The sequence below is a fragment of the Schaalia sp. genome, from assembly GCF_050312375.1.
GTDB classification, from domain to species: domain Bacteria; phylum Actinomycetota; class Actinomycetes; order Actinomycetales; family Actinomycetaceae; genus Pauljensenia; species Pauljensenia hyovaginalis.
Map to the genome: position 1 here is coordinate 20,479 of NZ_JBNOYB010000052.1, position 18,920 is coordinate 39,398.

The 18,920-nt window shown below is 66.4% G+C and carries 16 protein-coding genes; 10 read left to right on the top strand and 6 right to left on the bottom strand.

Annotation, left to right across the window (positions count from 1 at the left end):
• Positions 1 to 17 precede the first annotated feature (17 nt).
• The 5 genes from ACQY7V_RS04255 to ACQY7V_RS04275 are packed head-to-tail and all read left to right on the top strand — an operon-like array spanning position 18 to position 6,001.
• Entirely contained in the window at positions 18 to 875 is an 858-nt protein-coding gene (locus tag ACQY7V_RS04255) for an NAD(P)-dependent oxidoreductase (RefSeq protein ID WP_320836465.1), read from the top strand.
• Between the two features lie 21 nt (positions 876 to 896).
• A complete protein-coding gene (locus ACQY7V_RS04260) occupies positions 897 to 2,795 on the top strand; it encodes a rhamnan synthesis F family protein (RefSeq protein WP_428639059.1) in 1,899 nt (632 codons plus the stop codon).
• The gene (locus ACQY7V_RS04265; RefSeq protein ID WP_428639061.1) at positions 2,785 to 3,900 is read left to right on the top strand and encodes an acyltransferase family protein; all 1,116 of its coding nucleotides are present in this window, start codon (positions 2,785 to 2,787) and stop codon (positions 3,898 to 3,900) included. Before ACQY7V_RS04260 ends, ACQY7V_RS04265 begins: the two co-directional genes overlap by 11 nt.
• Positions 3,897 to 4,766: an ABC transporter permease gene (locus tag ACQY7V_RS04270; RefSeq protein WP_154478225.1), complete on the top strand. Its 870-nt coding sequence runs from the start codon at positions 3,897 to 3,899 to the stop codon at positions 4,764 to 4,766. The genes ACQY7V_RS04265 and ACQY7V_RS04270 overlap by 4 nt, the downstream gene beginning before the upstream one ends.
• 53 nt (positions 4,767 to 4,819) lie before the next feature.
• Positions 4,820 to 6,001, top strand: coding sequence for an ABC transporter ATP-binding protein (locus ACQY7V_RS04275; protein ID WP_428639078.1), 1,182 nt, complete (start codon positions 4,820 to 4,822; stop codon positions 5,999 to 6,001).
• A 51-nt stretch (positions 6,002 to 6,052) separates the two neighbouring features.
• Here the strand turns inward: ACQY7V_RS04275 and ACQY7V_RS04280 are convergent, their stop codons facing one another.
• The 4 genes from ACQY7V_RS04280 to rfbA all read right to left on the bottom strand — a co-directional run bounded on the left by ACQY7V_RS04280 (position 6,053) and on the right by rfbA (position 10,894).
• Complete coding sequence (locus ACQY7V_RS04280) at positions 6,053 to 7,645, bottom strand: DUF2142 domain-containing protein (RefSeq protein ID WP_428639063.1); 1,593 nt, start codon at positions 7,643 to 7,645, stop codon at positions 6,053 to 6,055.
• A 122-nt stretch (positions 7,646 to 7,767) separates the two neighbouring features.
• Positions 7,768 to 9,012, bottom strand: a complete 1,245-nt coding sequence (locus ACQY7V_RS04285) for a lipopolysaccharide biosynthesis protein (RefSeq protein WP_235361254.1) — start codon at positions 9,010 to 9,012, stop codon at positions 7,768 to 7,770.
• Entirely contained in the window at positions 9,009 to 9,893 is an 885-nt protein-coding gene (locus ACQY7V_RS04290; RefSeq protein ID WP_320836469.1) for a LicD family protein, read from the bottom strand. The genes ACQY7V_RS04285 and ACQY7V_RS04290 overlap by 4 nt, the downstream gene beginning before the upstream one ends.
• Positions 9,894 to 10,021: 128 nt before the next feature.
• Entirely contained in the window at positions 10,022 to 10,894 is an 873-nt protein-coding gene (gene rfbA, locus ACQY7V_RS04295) for a glucose-1-phosphate thymidylyltransferase RfbA (protein ID WP_235361252.1), read from the bottom strand.
• 201 nt (positions 10,895 to 11,095) lie between these two features.
• Between rfbA and ACQY7V_RS04300 the strand changes: the two genes are divergently transcribed.
• Complete coding sequence (locus tag ACQY7V_RS04300; RefSeq protein WP_407826332.1) at positions 11,096 to 12,532, top strand: sugar nucleotide-binding protein; 1,437 nt, start codon at positions 11,096 to 11,098, stop codon at positions 12,530 to 12,532.
• A 61-nt stretch (positions 12,533 to 12,593) separates the two neighbouring features.
• Here ACQY7V_RS04300 and ACQY7V_RS04305 read toward each other — a convergent pair whose 3' ends face one another.
• Positions 12,594 to 14,366: a hypothetical protein gene (locus ACQY7V_RS04305; RefSeq protein ID WP_303775124.1), complete on the bottom strand. Its 1,773-nt coding sequence runs from the start codon at positions 14,364 to 14,366 to the stop codon at positions 12,594 to 12,596.
• A gap of 169 nt (positions 14,367 to 14,535) precedes the next feature.
• On the opposite strand from ACQY7V_RS04305, the gene ACQY7V_RS04310 reads away from it, so the two are divergent.
• The 3 genes from ACQY7V_RS04310 to ACQY7V_RS04320 all read left to right on the top strand — a co-directional run bounded on the left by ACQY7V_RS04310 (position 14,536) and on the right by ACQY7V_RS04320 (position 17,617).
• Entirely contained in the window at positions 14,536 to 15,555 is a 1,020-nt protein-coding gene (locus tag ACQY7V_RS04310; protein ID WP_235361250.1) for a glycosyltransferase, read from the top strand.
• A gap of 103 nt (positions 15,556 to 15,658) precedes the next feature.
• Positions 15,659 to 16,666 carry a dTDP-glucose 4,6-dehydratase gene (gene rfbB / locus ACQY7V_RS04315; protein WP_303773762.1) on the top strand — a complete coding sequence of 336 codons (1,008 nt, stop codon included), beginning with the start codon at positions 15,659 to 15,661 and terminating at the stop codon, positions 16,664 to 16,666.
• A 3-nt stretch (positions 16,667 to 16,669) separates the two neighbouring features.
• Entirely contained in the window at positions 16,670 to 17,617 is a 948-nt protein-coding gene (locus tag ACQY7V_RS04320; protein ID WP_303775128.1) for a glycosyltransferase, read from the top strand.
• An 81-nt stretch (positions 17,618 to 17,698) separates the two neighbouring features.
• Here the strand turns inward: ACQY7V_RS04320 and ACQY7V_RS04325 are convergent, their stop codons facing one another.
• Entirely contained in the window at positions 17,699 to 18,481 is a 783-nt protein-coding gene (locus tag ACQY7V_RS04325; protein ID WP_320836471.1) for a hypothetical protein, read from the bottom strand.
• Positions 18,482 to 18,642: 161 nt separating this feature from the next.
• On the opposite strand from ACQY7V_RS04325, the gene ACQY7V_RS04330 reads away from it, so the two are divergent.
• Positions 18,643 to 18,912 (top strand): WhiB family transcriptional regulator, encoded by a 270-nt coding sequence (locus tag ACQY7V_RS04330; protein ID WP_407822783.1) that lies wholly within the window; start codon positions 18,643 to 18,645, stop codon positions 18,910 to 18,912.
• The last annotated feature ends 8 nt before the right edge of the window (positions 18,913 to 18,920 follow it).

Genomic DNA, 18,920 nt, shown 5'->3' on the forward strand with positions numbered 1-18,920 from the left:
TGCTACACTCGCGAAACATGTGTAAGTCTGTTCTCGTGACCGGTGCCGGCGGCTATATCGGTCGGCATGTCGTTCAGAGCCTTCTTGAACGAGGACTCGAGGTCAAGGCGCTCGACATCCGCTTCGATGGGGTCGACGAGCGGGCGGAACGCGTGTCCCTCGATCTGTTCTCCGACGACCCGGGCATCTACGATGCGATGGGGCGCCCCGATGTCGTGCTGCACATGGCGTGGCGGGATGGCTTCACTCACAATTCGCCCGCGCACATCGACGATCTCCCCAAGCACTACCGGCTCATCGAGAACCTCTACGCCGCCGGCCTCAAGCACCTCGCGGTGATGGGCACGATGCACGAAGTCGGCTATTGGGAGGGCGCGATCGACGAGGAATCGCCGTGCGCCCCCGCCTCCCTCTACGGAATCGCGAAGAATGCGCTTCGCGAGACGACGCGCCTGTCGGCGCAGGCCCGCGGAGCCGTCTTCCAGTGGATCCGCGCCTACTACATCGTCGGCGACGACGTCCACGGCAATTCGATCTTCTCCAAGCTCCTCGCCGCCGCGACCGCCGGTCAGAAGACCTTCCCCTTCACGAGCGGGAAGAACCTCTACGACTTCATCTCGATCGATGAACTCGCCGACCAGATCGCCGCGATTCTCGATCAGGACGAGGTCACGGGCATCATCAACGCCTGCAGCGGCGAGCCCATGGCGCTCTCCGAACGCGTCGAGCGCTACATCCGGGAGAACGGCCTTGATATCTCCCTCGAGTACGGCGCCTACCCGGATCGTCCCTACGATTCGCCCGGCGTCTGGGGGGACGCGGCGAAGATCAGGCAGATCCTCAGCGCGGACGCGCACCGCCGCGCCGACGGCTGAAGCTTCGAGAGGGGGCACCGCATGATTCTCGAGGATTCCGCGCGTCGGCTCGGCGTCTTCTTCTTCTACGATGCGCAGGGCGTGGTCGACGACTACGTCCGCGTGCTCCTGGCCGGGATGCGCCCGTGCCTCGACGAGCTCATCGTCGTCGTCAACGGGCGCCTCAACGCCCGTGGGCGCGAGCGCCTCAGCGAATGGGCGGACGACCTCATCGTCCGTGAGAACAAGGGTCTGGACGTCTGGGCCTACAAGACGGCACTCGACTCGCGCGGCTGGGAGGACCTGCTCCGCTTCGATGAGATCGTCCTGTTCAACTCGACGATCATGGGGCCAGTCCACCCCTTCACCGAGATGTTCGACGAAATGGGCCGACGCGACCTCGACTTCTGGGGGATCACGGGTTTCCACGAGGTCCCCGCCGCCGATGACGCTCCGGCGGCCGCGGCGATTCCGGCGCACATCCAGAGCCACTTCCACGTCTACCGCCGCTCGCTGGTCTCGAGCGCCCCATTCCAGGAGTACTGGGACACGATGCCGGCGATCTCCGGATACGCGGCCTCCGTATCACTCCACGAGAAGCCCTTCACGAAACGCTTCGAGGACCTCGGCTTCTCCTGGGACCTCTACGTCGACACTCGCGATCTGATCGGCTTCACCTCCCACCCCATCATCTTCGCCCCCAAGCGGCTCATCGCCGAGAAGCGCTGCCCGATCTTCAAACGGCGCTCCTTCTTCCACGACTACGAAGACGTCCTCGATCAATCCGTGGGCAACGCCGCGCTCGACCTGTACGAGTACCTGCGCGATGAGACCGACTTCGATACGGGCCTCATCTGGCAGAACCTTCTGAGGACCTGCGAGCTCACCGACCTCGTGAAGAACCTCCAGCTCACCTACGTGCTGCCGACGCGCTCGTCCGCGCTCGAGCCGAAGGGGCGCCGCCTGGCGCTCATCATGCACATCCACTACATGGAGCTCCTCGACCAGATGCTCCGCTACGCCGCCTCGATGCCCGATGACGCGGACATCATCATCACCGTCGGCTCCGAGGAGAAGGCGGATACCGTGCGCGCCGCGGTCGAGGGGCTGGCGAATACCGTCATCGTGCGCACGATCGTCAATCGCGGTCGAGACGTCTCCGCCCTCCTCGTCGGCGCCCGCGAGCTCGTCCTCGACTACGACCTCGTCTGCTTCATCCACGACAAGAAGGTCACCCAGATCGATCCGGGCACGGTCGGGGAGGGCTTCGCCCTCAAATGCTTCGAGAACGTCCTGCCGACCGGAGCATTCGTCGAGAACGTCCTCGCCCTCTTCGATCGGGAGCCGAAGCTCGGCGTCCTGACGCCCGCCCCCCCGAATCACGCGGACTACTTCCCGATCTCGAGCTACGCATGGGGGCCCAACCTTCCTCGCACGAAGCAGCTCCTGGCCGAACTCGGGGTCAAGGTCCCCATCCACGAGCCGAAGGGGATCATGGCCCCCCTCGGATCGACCTTCTGGTTCCGCCCCGCGGCGGTGAAGGCCCTGTTCGAAAAGGAGTGGACCTACGAGGACTTCCCCGAAGAGCCCCTCGCCGGTGACGGCACCATCAGCCACGCCATTGAACGCTCCTACTGCTACGTCGCGCAGAGCGCCGGCTACTTCAGCGGCTGGCTCTTCTCCGACCGCTTCGCGCGCATCGAGTTGACGAATCTCGCCTTCTACACCCGCGAGCTCACGCGCGCCATCGCGCCCCACTGGAGTCTCGGGACCGAGAAGCGGATGGTCGGCGCGGCGATCGCGAACTCCTCGGCGTGGCGCATCCTCCGCGAAGGCGTGAAGCGCCGACTGCCGGCGGCGGTCACGCCCCCCGCCCGCTTCGTCTACCGGGTGTTCAGGAAGACGACGATGTCGGCGAGGAGGTGGCGCAATGGGCAGTGACAGCACGGCGCTGCGGCCGAAGCGCGCCCGCCTCTTCTACCTCGACCTCATCCGAGCGCTCGCCACCTTCCTCATCGTCCTCACCCACTTCAACAACCCCTTCTTCTCCGAGGGCGGGTACCTCCTGACGAACAGGCCCTTCAACATCTACGTCGGCGACCTCGGAGTCTCGCTCTTCCTCATCATCTCCGGTTCGGCCCTCGCCTACACCTACTCCTCGCCCCTGGATCTGAAGGCCTTCTACTGGAAGCGTTTCAAGGGCATCTATCCGATGTTCTGGACCGCCTGGGTCCTGGGCACCCTCTTCTTCTTCATCGATTCCAAAGGACATCCGATGAACGCCGGGCCCGCCTCCTCGATCATCTGGACGGTGTTCGGCATCGACGGATTGGTCGCGAACTTCCACGTTCCGACCGTCTACCTCCTCGGCGAGTGGTTCCTCGGTTTCATCATCGTCTTCTACCTCGTCTTCCCGCTGCTGCTGCACTGCATCGAACGGCGCCCCGTCTGGACCGCGGGCGCCCTGGCGGTCCTGTACGCCGCGACCCTGCTGCTCGGCCCGCATATCAGCGCTCCGCTCTCGGTGATCATCACGACCCGCCTCCCCGAGCTCGCTTTCGGCGTCTACCTCATCCGCTACCTCCCCAAGACCCCGAAGCTCCTCGCGCTGCCCGCCCTGCTCGTCCTCGTCTGCTTCGCCGTCTTCGGCGAGGGGGTGAACAAGGACCTCGCGACGACCGCCGTCGGCATCAGCGCCTTCGTCGTCCTGGTCGCGGCCGCGGACCTCATCGCGATCCGGCCGGTGCGCGCACTCGTCGGCCTCGTGGCGAAGTACTCGTATCCGATCTTCCTCGTCCACCACGTGATCATCTACAAGCTGTTCATGTTCTCCGACATCCCGTGGCGGGAATTCGGGCGCGCCCAGACCGTCGTGTTCTTCGCGGCGGTCTGCGTCCTCACGCTGGGGATCGCGATCGCCCTGGATCGGCTCACGGCCCGCATCGTGGCCTTCGTCGGCGACGCCTGGAGCGGATCCTGGTGGACGACGAAGCCGCTCCCCGCCGAGGACCGTGCACCGGAGCAGATCTCGGGAGGAGCACGATGAGCGTTCGATTCACCCCTTCGAAGAAGGAGCAGTGGCGCCGCACGCTCGATCTCACCCTGAGGTTCACCCAGCGCGCGGTCTCATCGGAATTCAAGGGGACGGCCCTCGGGCGGCTCTGGTCGCTCATCAATCCTCTCGCCACGATCCTCGTCTTCACATTGATCTTCGGCCTCGTGTTCCGCGGCTCAGTCGATCCCGGACGCAACTCGGGGATCGACTCCTTCGCCCTGTGGATCGGCATCGGCGTCCTGTGCTGGAACTTCATGTCGGGAGGCATTCTCAAGGGCATGAATTCCCTGGTCGACAATGCCGGCCTCTTGACGAAGGTCTACTTCCCCCGCCAGATCCTCGTCTACTCGAGCATTCTCGCCCTGGTGGTCGACTTCGCCTTCGAGCTCCTCGTCCTCGTCGTGATCTCCCTGATCGTGGGCGGTCCGGGCGTTCTCCTCATGATCCCCGCGCTCATCGGGATCACCCTCCTCACGGCGATGTTCTCAACGGGCATGGCGCTCTTCCTGTCGGTGGCGACCGTGTACTTCCGCGATATCTCGCATCTGTGGCAGATCTTCAATCAGGTGTGGATGTACGCCTCCGGGGTCGTCTTCTCGCTCGGGATGCTCCACGACGTCGAGAATCACCTCTTCGAAAGGGGATGGGGCTTCAACGGGGCGCCGATCCCCCTGACCACGCTCTTCCGCCTCAACCCCGCCGAGACCTATCTCGAGGCGTTCCGCGCCTGTCTGTACGACTTCGCCCTGCCCTCGGTGCCCGTCACCCTGGCGTGCCTCTTCTGGGGATTCGGAGTCTTCATCACCGGAGCGCTCTTCTTCCACCGCCACAGCGCGCGCATCGTCGAGGAGCTCTGAGACCAGTGACCGAATCCGCGATCACCGTGCAGGACGTCTCCAAGCGCTTCCGCATGTACAAGAATCGGAATCAATCGCTCAAGAGCGCCTTCCTCCAGCGCAGTCGAGGGACTTACGAGGACTTCTGGGCGCTGCGCGATATCGATTTCTCGATTCCCGAGGGCGAGACCTTCGGCCTTCTCGGGCACAACGGATCGGGCAAATCGACGCTGCTCAAGTGCATCGCTAGGATCCTCACCCCCGATCAGGGCCGGATCACCTCGCGCGGTCGCGTGGCCGCGATGCTCGAAGTCGGTTCCGGTTTCCACCCCGAGCTGTCCGGCCGGGAGAACATCTACCTCAATGGCGCGATCCTCGGGATGAGCCGGGCGGAGATCGAGAAGAAGTTCTTCGACATCGTCGACTTCTCGGGCGTCGGGGATTTCATCGATCAGCCGGTGAAGAACTACTCCTCCGGCATGTACGTGCGTCTGGGCTTCTCGGTGTCGATCCACGTCGAACCGGACGTCCTCCTCGTCGACGAGATCCTCGCCGTGGGCGACATGGAGTTCCAGCGCCGCTGCATGTCGAAGTTCGCCGACTTCAGGGCCGAGGGCCGGACTGTCGTCGTGGTCTCCCACGGGCTCGAGCAGATGCGGACCTTCTGCGACGAGGTCGCCTGGCTCGATCACGGACGCCTTCAGGAGGTCGGACAGGCCGCCGAAGTCATCGACCGCTATTCGGTGGTCGTCAACGGCACCGAGGAGGTCGAGGGCGGAGGCCGTCGATTCGGCAGCGGTGAGGCCCGCATCACGAGGATCGATCTTCTCGACGCCTCCGGCGCCCCGATTCAGCGAGCGGACATCGGCCAGGACGTGACGATCCGCATGCACTACCAGTGCGATGAGGAGATCGAGGGCGCCGTCTTCGGCGCTTCGATCGACACGGCTGACGGCGTGGTCGTCTGGGGCCTGCACGGGCTGGACGCGGGTTTCGTCCCGAAGGTCCTGCCCGTGGGGGAGGGGCATGTCGATCTGCGCATTCCGCGCCTCATGCTGCGGCCCAACGAGTACGTGATCTCAGCGGCGATTCAACCTCCGCATCTGACGAGCGTCATCGACGCGCTCCAGAAGGCGCGGACCTTCGAGGTGATGCCGGGGCCGAGGATGGAGTCCGGCGGCGTCGTCTCCCTCGACGCGCGCTTCACGGACATCACGCCGCAGATGCCGATGAACGCCTACATCGATCGTCAGTGAGATCCTCGCCGAGGACGGGGCGGGGTCGATTCCCCGTCCCGCCCTCGGCGTTCAGTGCGCTTCCTCTTCGCCTGCGGGCTGAGCCGAAGCCGTCTCCGCTCCGGCCGGGCGCGCCGCTCCCATGCGATTCATGAGGCTGAGGATCATGAGCGTGAAGGCGATGAAGACGATCCCCAGGAGCCAGAGGGGGATCGGCGGGAACCACTCGCTTCGCCTGAGGTCCCATCCCGAGCTCATCCCGAGCATGTGACGATGCATCTCCACCAGCACGGCGAAGCAGTGGACCGCTGAGAAGATGAACGCCCACGCCGTGGTGAGACGGCGATCGAGGGCGGCGGAAGTGCGCCCCATCCGCTCGGCGAGGACGAAGGCCGCGAGGACGGGGATGCCGATGAACATCGGGAGGATGTAGCGCCCCTGCCACATGATGCCGAGGCTGCGCGCCTGAGAGGCGTGCAGGGCGACGGGGACTGCGATGCAGGTGATGACGAGGGAGGCGAAGACGACGATGCGGTCCCGCCAGGTCCCGTAGACGTGCACGAGCACCATCGAGACGACGTAGGCGGACAGGAAGAGGATCACGGCGAACATGGGCAGGGGGACGTGCAGCCAGCCGAAGGAACCGACGGCGTGCTGGAGGTAGGCGTCGGTCATCCTCAGCGTATACATCGCGAGCCATCGGGGGGTCACGGACGGATCGGGAGCGGGTTCGGAGCTCGTGAGGACCCCGGTCGCGACAATCCAGATCGATGCCGCGGCAGTGGCGAGCGTGGTCACGGCGATCGGCCCCCAGGACCGCTTGTCGCGGATGACCCGCCAGCTCATCCGCCAGGGCTGCAGGACGATCGTGCAGACCACGATGAGGGCGAGGAAGAAGGGGGCGAGTCCCCGCGAATTGGCGAACATGCTCGCGATGAACGCGAGGAGCCACATCCGGCGTCCCAGATCCTGCGAAGGCGTCGCCCTGATGATGAGGAGCATCTGGCACCACACGGCGAAGGCCGCGGAGATCTCCAGGGACTGGGGATTGATCGACGAGGCCAGGAAGGCCGTCATCGGCGTGATCCCCGCAGTCGCGGCGATGACGGCCACGGGGGGGAGTCCGGCCTGGCGGAGCGAGCGCAGGCCGAGGGCGAGGAAGAAGGAGGCGATCAGGCCGGAGATGATCCGCATGGCGTAGATGCTCGCGACGCTGTGCGAGATGAGAGCCGGCCAGGAGATGAGCGCGTAGTAGACGGGGTTGTAGCGGCCCGCGGGAGTCGGGACCTCGACCCACCCGGTCGCGCTCTCGGCGGTGTGGATCCGTGAATCGTCGCAGGTCGAGATCGGCACTTCGGGCTTGAAGGCGTTGCACAGGTACACGTCGGCATCCGCGTAGACCTCCGGGATCTCGACGACTCGATCGACGAGGATCTCCTCGCCGAAGACCTGCCCGTAGGCGGTGGCCGCGGCCTTCCTCAGATGCGATTGCTCGTCCGGTGAGGCCATGAGGGGATTGGACAGGGACCACGCCGTCGTCAGGAGGAAGAAAGCGGCGAACGCCGTCCAGAACACGCCCCTCGGGGTCAGGAGGCGCGCGCTCCGCTTCCGCGGTGCCGCCGCGACCGCATCGGAGACTGAAGTCGACGGGTGAGGAGAATGCACGCGAGTACCCCCGTGGAATCTGGAGAGCCGGATCGGTCCTCGATCCTATCAGCCCGCTTGCGGACCGAAGAGGGGAGCGGGGGCCGCGTTGAGCCCCGGGAGAGGGTGAGGATCGGCGGGCCCTAGCTCCGAGGCGCCTTCTTCACCCCGATCAGCAGGGTCGTGAGGAAGAAGAGGGCGAGGACCGTCATCGCGAGGGCGTAGCCGATCGCGGCGCCGAGCAGGCCCATGGAGGGGACGAGGGGGAGCAGGGCCGCCGAGACGACCGCGGCCGAGACCAGGTAGCCGACGAAGACGAGGCGCTGGAGGCGCATCGTCGTCAGGGCGTAGTAGAGGATGACGCTCGCCGAGTTCATCGCGCCGCCGAGGACGAGGATGAGGAGCTCCCAGCGGAAGGCGGACACGTCCTTGTTGAAGACGAATCCGAGGATCGGGGCTCCGAACAGGTCGGTGACGAGCGCGACGAGGAGGAAGGCTCCGGCCGTCGCCGCGAGGCCCTTGCCGATGACCGCCCGGAACGCCTCGAGGTCGCGGCGCAGCCAGATGCTCGCCATCCCCGTGAGCAGCGGGCGGAAGACGATCGTGGAGGCCAGATTGATCGCGAAGGCGGGCATGAAGATGATCGCGAAATACCCCTGCTGGTCGTGATCGAGGAAGTGGTCGATCGCGAAACGCGGTGCGTTCGCGAGATACATGGCGATGAAGGAGGCGAGGAAGAGCGGGAGGCAGGCGAGCATGAGCGAGCGGATCGAGGGGGCGCTCCAGCGGGGCCTGAGTCGGAACACGCGCCGCGACGGGGGGATGAAGACGAGGAGCATCGTCGCCAGGGAGACGATGAAGCAGACGAGTGCGGAGATCAGGAGATCCTCGCTTGCGAAGATCAGGGCGGTGAAGCAGGCAGTGGTGACGAAGGAGCGGATGAATCCCGCCCGTCCGGCGAGGGCGAGATGCCCCGAGCGCTGAAGCTCCGAGTAGAAGACGTCCTCGAAGGCGTCGAAGAGCTTGAGGGAGGCGATCAGTGCGAGAGCGGCGCAATCAGCGGGGGAGGCGCCCCGGGTCGCCGAGAGGACGAGGATGCCGATCGCCATCGCTCCGACGGTCAAGAATCGGGCGCTGAGGTAGTCGCCGAAGCTGAAACGGCCCTCGACATCGGTCACGTGGTAGGTCCGGACCTCGTACATGCCGAGCGTCTGGAATTGCTGGCCGATGGCCAGGGCGATGGAGAAGACGCCCCCTGCGGCCAAACCTGCGGACCGGGTCACGGCGAGCAGCATGATGACCGTCGAGGCGGCGACCATGATCGACCACGCCGTGTTCCAGAAGAAGTCGCTCTTCAACGATGACGGGACGGGCGCGCGCGAAGTCATGATGCGGAGTCGGTTCCCGCGGCGGAGTAGGGGCCGAAATCGACCTCGACCGGCTTGTGGTTCCGGCGCTGCTCGACCGGGGGCAACTCCATGTACTCGCCGTAGGTGCGGCGCAGCATCGCATCGTAGGCGGGGGCCATCTGGACGGTGATCCCGTCGAAGGGCACGTCGATCGTCGGTTGGATCTCGTCGAGGTCGACGATCCAGTTCTGGGGGTCGCGCATCGAGAAGTCCGTGAAGCGGCCGGTGCTCTCGCCCTCGTGCCTGCGCGCGGCCGCATCGAAGCGCTTCTGGAGGCGGCGCGGCGTGACGCCCAGGAGCTTCATCCCGTAGTAGGCGATGCCGGTCGCCGTGTGGATCGCGAGGCGCTTGAGGCCGTGCGTGTTGATGAGCATCGGCGTCGGCGTGCCGGTCAGGTAGAGGAGGCGGCCCCACAGCCACGTCGCTCGGGACTGCTTCTTGAAGGCCCCGGGGTCGGCCGGAACGGTGTCGAGCGGCAGGACGTCCAGGCAGATCGGCATGCGATAGCGCGCGTTCTTCGCGAATTCGGGGATGAAGAGCGTATCGGTGAAGCCGAGCTTGGTGAACATGTACGGATACTCGGGCAGGGCTCGGGTGTTGTCGAAGCGATAGCGGGGCCCCATCAGCGCGGGAGCCTCATCGAGGAAGCGCTCGTAGTCGGCGCGCGTCATGAGCAGGTCGATGTCGTCGTCCCAGGGGATGAAGCCCTGATGGCGGACGGCGCCGATCATCGTGCCCCCGTAGACCGAATAGGGGATGCCGAGCCGACGGCACGCGGCATCCACGTCGTGGAGCATCTCCACGAGGAGCTTGTGGACTCGGGCGAGGAGTTCGGGATCGTCGACCATATCCGATGCCATGAGGTCCCCTGTCGTGTGATCCGATGCCGCGCTCCCCTCCGGGGCGCGCCTGGGCCCTGCGATTGTCTCACAAAGGGGATCGGGCCCTTCTCATCGGGGAGACGGAAGGGCCCGATCGCGGCCGCCGCTCAGGCCTCGTCCCGTTCGAGCAGGTCGAGGAGGTACTGGCCGTAACCCGATTTGACGAGCGGTTCGGCCCGCCGGCGAAGGCCCTCGTCATCGATGAATCCCATGCGCCATGCGACTTCCTCCGGAGCGCCGATCTTCATGCCCTGACGGGCTTCGACGGTGCGGACGAAGCCGGTCGCATCGGCGAGGGAGTCGAAGGTGCCGGTGTCGAGCCAGGCGGTGCCGCGGGGGAGGACCTCCACCTTGAGCTTTCCGGCCTCGAGATAGTGCCTGTTGACGTCCGTGATCTCGTATTCCCCCCGGGCGGAGGGCTCGAGGTTCTTCGCGATCTCGACGACGTCGTTGTCGTAGAAGTAGAGGCCCGGAACCGCGTAGTTCGACTTCGGCTTGGCGGGCTTCTCCTCGATGGAGAGCGCGTTGAACTCCTCGTCGAATTCGACGACGCCGTAGGCCGTCGGATCCGAGACGTGGTAGGCGAAGACCGCGCCGCCGTCCGGATCGGTGTGCCGACGCAGCTGCGCGCCCATTCCGGGGCCGTAGAAGATGTTGTCGCCGAGGACGAGGGCGGCGGCGTCCGCACCGACATGATCGGCGCCGAGGACGAAGGCCTGGGCGAGACCATTCGGGACCTCCTGGACGGCGTAGGAGATGTTGACGCCGAGTTGCGAGCCGTCGCCGAGGAGGCGCTTGAAGCTGTCGGCGTCATGCGGGGTCGTGATGACGAGGACGTCCTGGATCCCCGCGAGCATGAGCGTCGAGAGCGGGTAGTAGATCATCGGCTTGTCGTAGACGGGGACGAGCTGCTTCGAGGTGCCGAGGGTGATCGGGTTGAGACGGGTTCCCGAGCCTCCGGCGAGGATGATGCCCTTCATGGTTCCTCCGTTTTCCTGGGCGCTGCGAAGGTGGTGTCCGTGCAATTATGCGCACGTCGGGCCTCCTCGCCGGGGAGGCTGGCGGGCGGGTTATCGAGTGGAGGGCTCGTCGGGCGGGCGGGCCGGACGGTTCTGAGGGGGATCGTGCTCTACTATCCTGGGATAGGTCCGCTCGCGGGACCGGGAACTTGAGGAGCACTGATGATGGAAGCGATGACCGGCAAGAAGCTCGGTATTGAAACGACGCCGATTCCCGGCTTCCTCCGCATCGACTTGACGGTCCACGGGGACAACCGCGGATGGTTCAAGGAGAACTGGCAGAGGGAGAAGATGATCGCCCTCGGGCTTCCCGATTTCGCCCCGGTCCAGAACAACATCTCCTTCAACGACAAGGTCGGCGTCACCCGCGGCATTCACGCCGAGCCCTGGGACAAGTTCGTCTCCGTCGCGACGGGGCGCGTTTTCGGCGCCTGGGTCGATCTTCGCGAGGGCCCCTCCTTCGGAGCGGTGTACACGACGCAGATCGATCCCTCCGTGGCGGTGTTCGTTCCCCGGGGAGTGGGCAACGCCTATCAGACCCTGGAGCCGAACACGGCGTACACGTACCTCGTCAACGATCACTGGTCGCCCGACGCGCAGTACACCTTCCTCAACCTCGCCGACGAGACCGTCCGCATCGACTGGCCGATCCCGCTGGAGCGCGCGATCCGCTCCGACAAGGATCTCGCTCATCCCCGCCTCGGCGAGCTCACCCCCTTCCCCGCCCCCCGCGCCGACGCCAAGCGCGTTCTCGTCACGGGCGCGCGGGGCCAGCTCGGACGCGAACTCATGAAGCAGCTCCCCGAAGCGGGCTACGAGGCGAGCGGCGTCGATCTCCCCGAGTTCGACATCTCCGATTCGGAGGCGATGGACCGCTTCGATTGGTCGGACTTCGACATCGTCATCAATGCGGCGGCGTGGACCGACGTGGACGGGGCGCAGACCCCGCAGGGGCGCGCCCTGGCGTGGAAGGCCAATGCGACCGGCCCTTCGAACCTCGCCCGTGCGGCGGCGCGTGAGGGGATCCTCCTCGTGCACATCTCCACCGAATACGTCTTCGACGGAACGCGGGACATCCATCCCGAGGATGAGCCCCCGAGCCCGCTCGGCGTCTACGCCCAGTCGAAAGCCGGGGGGGATGCGGCGGTGGCGGCGGTCCCCGAGCACTACCTCGTGCGCACCTCGTGGGTCGTCGGGGACGGGAAGAACTTCCCGAAGCAGATGATGGATCTCGCCGACCGCGGCGTGAGCCCGGCGGTGGTCGCCGACCAGACGGGGCGTTTGACCTTCGCGGACGACCTCGCCGCGGGGATCATCCACCTCCTCCGCTCCGATGCTCCCCGCGGAACCTACAACATCTCGGGTGAGGGCCCCGTCGTTTCGTGGGCCGATGTCGCCAAACGGGTGTTCGAACTCGTCGGGCGGGATCCCGGCGACGTGAGGCCCGTGACGACCGAGGAGTACTTCGCGGGGCGCGAGGGAGTGGCCCCCCGTCCGCTGTCGAGCGTCCTGGACCTGACGAAGATCGAGGCCAGCGGCTTCGTCCCGGCGCATTCCATGGACAAGCTCGACGAGTTCGTCAGCGCCCGCCGCGCCTGAGACGGCGCCCTCGGCGTCCTGAGGCGCCGAGGGCGCCGCTGCACGGCGGGCTCAGGCGGGCTCAACGACGCGGATCGCCGAACCAATCCCTGTAGATCCTCCAGAAATTGCGGTTGCCGTAGGCGGAGCAGGAATCGCCGCTTCCGTTCATGTTCGCCAGCGCCGCCGCATTCGGCTGGTAGGGCGTGTAGTTGTACAGCGCCGCGGTCGCCCGATTCTCGAGGTAGACCTGCGATGATCCGCACGCCGCATTGGGATGGTAGGCGATCGGAGAGGTCGCTCCCGCCCTGTAGCGGAAGGCCTCCGGGCGTTCGCCATATTTCACGAGCTGAGAAGCAGCGTGATACATCTGCTTCGCGAAACCGCGGTAGGTCGGACTGCAGCGGGCCGAATCGGGGCACGCGTAGCCGAGCGCCTTGTCGTAGCGCCCCAGATCGGGGTCGTTCGATTGCAGAGCCGCTCCGGAGGCCGTCACGAGTCCTTGCTCCTTCTGAAGCATGACGAGGAGCACCTTCGGATTGATGCCGCAGGCCCGGGCGCTCTTGTCGATGACCGATGCCGCCGTCTCATTCGCTGCGCCGACGTAGGGCGCGCAGTAGGGCGTGTCCATCGTCTGCGTCGTCACCCGATAGCGCGACAGGCAGGGCGTCCCATCGGCTCCACTCCGGCAGGAGGGGTTGCGGGCTTGCAGGAAGGCCTGGATCGATGTCGCAGTCATGCTCGAGGAGTCGAACATGTTCGCGTCGGAGATGATGAGACCGGGGGTGAAGGCTTCGGTCTGACCGGTGGGGATCCATGCGCCGGAGGCTGCGAAACGGTGGATCTCGCCGTTGATCGACCGTGAGCCGGTCGCCATGGCGCCGGAGTCGTCGAACCAGTACCAGGCGCCCCGCACCGCGACCCACCCCCGTTGCATGAGTCCGTTCGACGGGTCGAGGTAGTACCAGGTGCCGCCCGTGCTGATCCAGCCGAAGGATCTGCGCCCCGAGGAGTCGTAGTACCGCCACGAGCCCTCTTCGGGGTTCCAGCCGGTGACCATTGATCCCGATGCGGAGAGGAAGTAGACGCCCGAGGGCAGGCGGAGTTCGCCCGTGCGCATGAGGCCCGTGGAGGGATCGAGGTAGTACCAGGCGCCGAGGTCCAGCCATCCTCTCGCTTCGGGTCCGTTCGCGCCGTAGTAGCGCCAGCCCTCAGGCGAGGAGGACCAGCCGGTGATCATCCGGCCCTCGGCGTTGAAGGAATAGACGGCTCCCGCGATGCTCATGCGACTCGTCGCCGCCGCGCCTCCGCGATCGGGGTCGAAGTAATACCAGCTCCCGGATATCAGCCGCCAGGAAAGCGCCATGGCGCCGTTCGCTTCGAGGTAGTAGGTGGACCCGGACTCGCTGAGGAGGCCGGTTCTCATCGCTCCCGAGGAGGGGTCGAGGTAGTACCAGGTGCCGCGGTCGTTGACCCAGCCCCGGCTGAGGGCGCCGGAATCGGCGAAGTGGTACCACTCGCCGGACAGGTGATGCCATCCCGTCCTCATCGTCCCGTCCGCGGCGAAGGAGTAGGTCCTCGCGTTGATCTCGTACCACGCCTCGCGGGCGTAGTCGCCGGACTGCATCAGCCAGTACCAGGAGGTCCCCGAGAGCACCCATTGGCCGGAGGGCGCGGGAGGAGCGGCTGAGCGGAGCGCGGAGGCCGGACGGGTCGCCTCGTGGGCGATCGCATGCTCGGGGCCCGAGGGGATCGCATGATGGGCCCGGGCCGGGCTCAGGGACAAGGGGGCGAGGGACAAGGCCGCGCCGAGAACGAGGGCGGTGCCGAATCGGGTGAAAGCGCTGCGCCGCATTGATGCTCCTGTTTCGCTTGAGTCGCCTGAGGCGGATCCATGCAAACTATCATGAACTGAGGCGATTGTGTAGGCGCTCCCGCTTCCCGCCCGGGCCCCGCTTCTCCCGATGGGCCGGGCTCCGGTAGGGTTCCCGCTGTCCGCGGTTGAAGGTCGAGGTGAGGGCGGCATGGTTCAGGGCAAGTCGGAGAGCGCCGGGCGGAATGCGGATCCCCTCCCGGGGATCCCGCGGCCTCCCCGTATTTCGGTCGCCCTGTGCACCTATCGAGGGGAGGCCTTCATCGCCGATCAGATCGCATCGATCCTCGATCAGACCCTCCCCGTTGATGAGATCGTCCTCGGGGATGATTCCCCGGATGAGACGACGATCCGCATCGTCGAATCCATGCTCGCCGATGCTCCGGTGGATCTGGTGATCCGGCGTCACCGCCCCGCCCTCGGAGTCAAGGACAACTTCTCGGATGCGATCGCCTCGACGACGGGCGACGTGATCCTCCTGTGCGATCAAGATGACGTGTGGGCGCGCGACAAGGTCGAACGGCTCGTCCGTCACCTTGACGACGTCGAACTGGTGCACACGGACGCCGTGCTCATCGACTCCGATGGGGCGCCCCTGGGGACGACGCTCCTGGGCGAGCTCCGCGTCTGCGCGTGGGAGAGGAGGAACCTCGAGAGCGGCGATGCGCTCGCCGTGCTCCTCAAACGGAACCTCGTCACCGGTGCGACGGCGGCGGTCAGGGGCGACTTCGCCCGTGCGGCCATGCCGGTGCCCGAGGGGTGGATCCACGATGAATGGCTCGGCATGCTCGCCGCGATCGACCGTTCATTGCGCCTGCTCCCCGAAGCCCTCACCTCGTACCGACAGCATGCGAACAATCAGATCGGCGCTCGTCGGGAGTCGATGATCCATCGGGTCATGCGGATGCTCGCCCCCGATCCCGATGACGACAGGCGCAGACTCGTCCGAGCGCTCAGCGCCTCCGAATTCGCCTCGCGCACGGGGCGGGGGAGCGCGTCCGACCGCGCGCGGATCGCGGAAGCGGCTCGGCATCAGCGCGCGCGCTCGCTCATGCCGAGCGGCCGAATCGAGAGGATCCCCGCGATCCTCGCAGAAGGGCTGAGCGGCCGATACGGAAGATGCTCCAGGGGCCTTCTCACCTTCTGCCGCGATCTTCTCCAGGTCAAGTGAGTGAGGATCGCCGTATCGGGGCCGACCGGCCCGGCTCGCCGTGCGTGAGCAACGGGGTGCGGCATAATGGGGGGAACAGACCGAGTCATCGTGAGGAGTCGTCGTGAAGGTCGTGGTCACAGGTGGTGCCGGGTTCATCGGCGCGAATTTCGTCCATACGCTGCTTGAGGATCACGGCGATGTCGACGTGATCGTCCTCGACAAGTTCACCTACGCGGGCAATCGGGGCTCCCTCGAGGACGTCACGCAGGAGCAGGCGGCCCGCCTCAGCATCGTGGAGGGCGATATCGCGGATGCCGACATCGTCGACGGCGTCGTCGCCGACGCCGACGCCGTCGTGCACTTCGCCGCGGAGTCGCACAACGACAACTCGCTCATCGATCCCTCGCCCTTCATCCGCTCCAATCTCGTGGGCACCTTCACCCTCCTGGAGGCGGTGCGCAGGCACAAGGTCCGCTTCCACCACGTGTCGACCGACGAGGTTTACGGCGATCTCGAGCTCGACGATCCGGCGAAGTTCACCCCGACCACCCCCTACAACCCCTCCTCGCCCTATTCGGCGTCGAAGGCGGGCTCCGACATGCTCGTGCGCGCCTGGGTGCGATCCTTCGGCGTGGAGGCGACGATCTCGAACTGCTCGAACAACTACGGCCCCTACCAGCACATCGAGAAGTTCATCCCGCGCATGGTGACGAACCGTCTGCGCGGCGTGCGCCCCCGCCTGTACGGGGACGGCCTCAACGTGCGCGACTGGATCCACGTGCGCGACCACAACACCGCGGTGTGGGAGATCCTCCAGCGCGGCCGCATCGGTGAGACCTACCTCATCGGCGCCGACGGGGAGACCAACAATCGGGAGGTCGTCGAGATCCTCAACGAGCTCATGGGCTTCCCCGCGGACGACTTCGATCACGTCGCCGACCGTCCCGGTCACGATCTGCGCTACGCGATCGACAACACCAAGCTGCGCGAGGAGCTCGGCTGGGAGCCCTTCTTCACGGACTTCCGCTCGGGCCTGGCCGACACGATCGCCTGGTACACCGAGCACGAGTCCTGGTGGGCCCCGCTCAAGGACGAGGTCGAGGCGAAGTACGCGGCCGAGGGGCACTGATCGGTGACCGAGGCACACTCCGCCGCGACGGGATCGCGTCCGCGCGTCACCGTCCTCATGGCGACTTTCAACGGTCGGCGGTGGATCGATGCCCAGGTCGATTCGATCCTCGGGCAACGCGACGTCGATGTCCGCCTCGTCGTCTCCGATGACGGCTCGGCGGACGGCACCCGGGAGCATCTGCTCGGACGCGCCTCGCGCGATCCGCGGATCGAGGTGCTCGAGCCGCGGCAAGGACCTCCCGGGGTCACGGCGAACTTCCTCCATCTCTTCGTCCGCCACGTGCCGGACGCTTCCTTCGTCGCCTTCTGCGACCAGGATGACGTCTGGCACGCCGACAAGCTCATCAGGGAGCTCGCCCCCCTCCTCGGAGGCGAGGCGGAGGTCTGCTCATCGGATGTGGTCGCCGTCGAAGCCGATGGAACGCGTCGCCTCATCCGCAAGTCGCGTCCTCAGCGGAAGTGGGATCACATCTTCGAAGCGGCGGGCCCCGGGTCGACCTACGTCTTCAGTCCCGAGGCTCATTCGCGGCTGTGCGCGGTCCTGGAGGAGCTCGACTACTCCGAGATCGGCGTTCACGACTGGTACCTCTACGCCCTCGCCCGGGCGATCGGACTGAGGTGGCGCATCCTGTCGGAGCCGACGCTGGACTACCGGCAGCACGAGGGCAACGTTCAGGGCGCGAATTCGGGAACGGCCGCGCGCCGAGCGCGCGTGTCGAAGCTGAGGGACGGCTTCTACCTGCGGCAGTTCATCCTCACTGCGAGGGCGGTGCGGCGGATCAACACCTATTCCGAGGGGGATCGTCGTGATCTCGAGCGCCTCTTGGGCCTCCTCGAATCCGGGTCCTTCCCCTCCCGACTCGCCTTCTTCGCGCGCTGGCCCCAGATCCGCCGCAGTCGCCTCGAAGGGTTCGAACTCGCAGGCGCGCGCCTCGCGGCGCTGTGGTGAGCCCGAGCGCGACGGCGACCGGGATTCCCCCATTGCCCGTGGTGACCCGCCGTCGGCGGTGACGAGGCCCGTGCGCGGCGGCTAGGCCGGCGCCGCCCCCTCGGCCTCGGCGATCCGCGCGATCTCCTCGGGCCCGAACAGGGCCGAATCCACGAGGACGACGGAGGCGCCCTCGAGCCAGGCGCGCAGGCACTCGCCGATCACCTGCGGCGGCGCGGAGGGTCCCTCGCTCCGATCCACCGCGATCAGGCGCCTCCCCGTCCTGGTCGAAGCGGCGCCAGCCCCCGCATTGCGTCCGTCGCGCGCCCCGCGCGGCGCTGAGGCGGGAGCATCCGCGGATCCGCATGCGCGCGCGATCTCCTCCAATGCGGGCGCGGACGGCGGAGGGACGACCTCCAGGGCATCCGATTGGGCCATCGTCTCGGCGAGGGCGTCCAGGGCCCCGGCGGGCAGAGGGGAGCCGGTCCAGGAGAAGGAGAGGTACTCGCGGGACTGGGCGAGAACCCAGGCCCCCGCTCCGAGGGCCTCGAGCGCCGGTTCGTCGATCGCTGCGGTGAGGAGCAGATCCGATGGTCCCGGCTCGTCCTCGGGGTCCAGGAGGCTCCATCCCATCGCCTGCAGGGGAATGCTCCACACGACCTGCGCCCACAGCTCGTGGCGGATCCGGAAGGCGCCGGGCGAGCCCGCGGGATCGACGTCGGAGAAGAGATCCGCTCCGAGTTCATTCCCGGCCAGATTCGCGATCTTGGCGAACCACCGGGCCGCGACTGCGCCGTTGAGCTCGACGCGCTCCGTCGAATACACGGTCAGCAGGGGAGAGGGGCGATTCGCGATCCCGGTGACGAATTCCGACAGCTCGGTCATGGCCGCAAGGATAGTCGCGCAGCGCATGAGCGGCGATTGCGAAGACTTTCTCATTTACCCCTTCCGGCTTGACTTAGGCGTATGACACGCGTGTAATTCTCATATCGATGCACGAATTGTGAGGAGACGGCGCGGTGTGGAACATCCTGGGCGACGGCCCGATCGCATGGTCGGGAACCGACGACGCCGACCTCTTCGCGCTCGTCGACGGCCCCCTCGCATGGCAGCAGCATGCCCTGTGCGCGCAGACGGACCCCGAGGCCTTCTTCCCTGAAAAAGGCGGCTCCACTCGCGAAGCCAAGGCGGTCTGCCAATCCTGCGAGGTCCGAGAGGAATGCCTCGAATACGCGCTGGCCAATGACGAGCGCTTCGGCATCTGGGGCGGCCTCTCCGAAAGGGAGCGGCGCCGGATTCGTCGCATGGCGGGCTGAGCTATCTG

Bases quoted from the DNA above. Each gene is read 5' to 3' on its own strand.
- ACQY7V_RS04255 (WP_320836465.1), top strand. From the start codon at position 18: ATGTGTAAGTCTGTTCTCGTGACCGGTGCCGGCGGCTATATCGGTCGG.
- ACQY7V_RS04260 (WP_428639059.1), top strand. From the start codon at position 897: ATGATTCTCGAGGATTCCGCGCGTCGGCTCGGCGTCTTCTTCTTCTAC.
- ACQY7V_RS04265 (WP_428639061.1), top strand. From the start codon at position 2,785: ATGGGCAGTGACAGCACGGCGCTGCGGCCGAAGCGCGCCCGCCTCTTC.
- ACQY7V_RS04270 (WP_154478225.1), top strand. From the start codon at position 3,897: ATGAGCGTTCGATTCACCCCTTCGAAGAAGGAGCAGTGGCGCCGCACG.
- ACQY7V_RS04275 (WP_428639078.1), top strand. From the start codon at position 4,820: ATGTACAAGAATCGGAATCAATCGCTCAAGAGCGCCTTCCTCCAGCGC.
- ACQY7V_RS04285 (WP_235361254.1), bottom strand. From the start codon at position 9,012: ATGACTTCGCGCGCGCCCGTCCCGTCATCGTTGAAGAGCGACTTCTTC.
- ACQY7V_RS04290 (WP_320836469.1), bottom strand. From the start codon at position 9,893: ATGGCATCGGATATGGTCGACGATCCCGAACTCCTCGCCCGAGTCCAC.
- rfbA (WP_235361252.1), bottom strand. From the start codon at position 10,894: ATGAAGGGCATCATCCTCGCCGGAGGCTCGGGAACCCGTCTCAACCCG.
- ACQY7V_RS04300 (WP_407826332.1), top strand. From the start codon at position 11,096: ATGATGGAAGCGATGACCGGCAAGAAGCTCGGTATTGAAACGACGCCG.
- ACQY7V_RS04305 (WP_303775124.1), bottom strand. From the start codon at position 14,366: ATGCGGCGCAGCGCTTTCACCCGATTCGGCACCGCCCTCGTTCTCGGC.
- ACQY7V_RS04310 (WP_235361250.1), top strand. From the start codon at position 14,536: ATGGTTCAGGGCAAGTCGGAGAGCGCCGGGCGGAATGCGGATCCCCTC.
- ACQY7V_RS04325 (WP_320836471.1), bottom strand. From the start codon at position 18,481: ATGACCGAGCTGTCGGAATTCGTCACCGGGATCGCGAATCGCCCCTCT.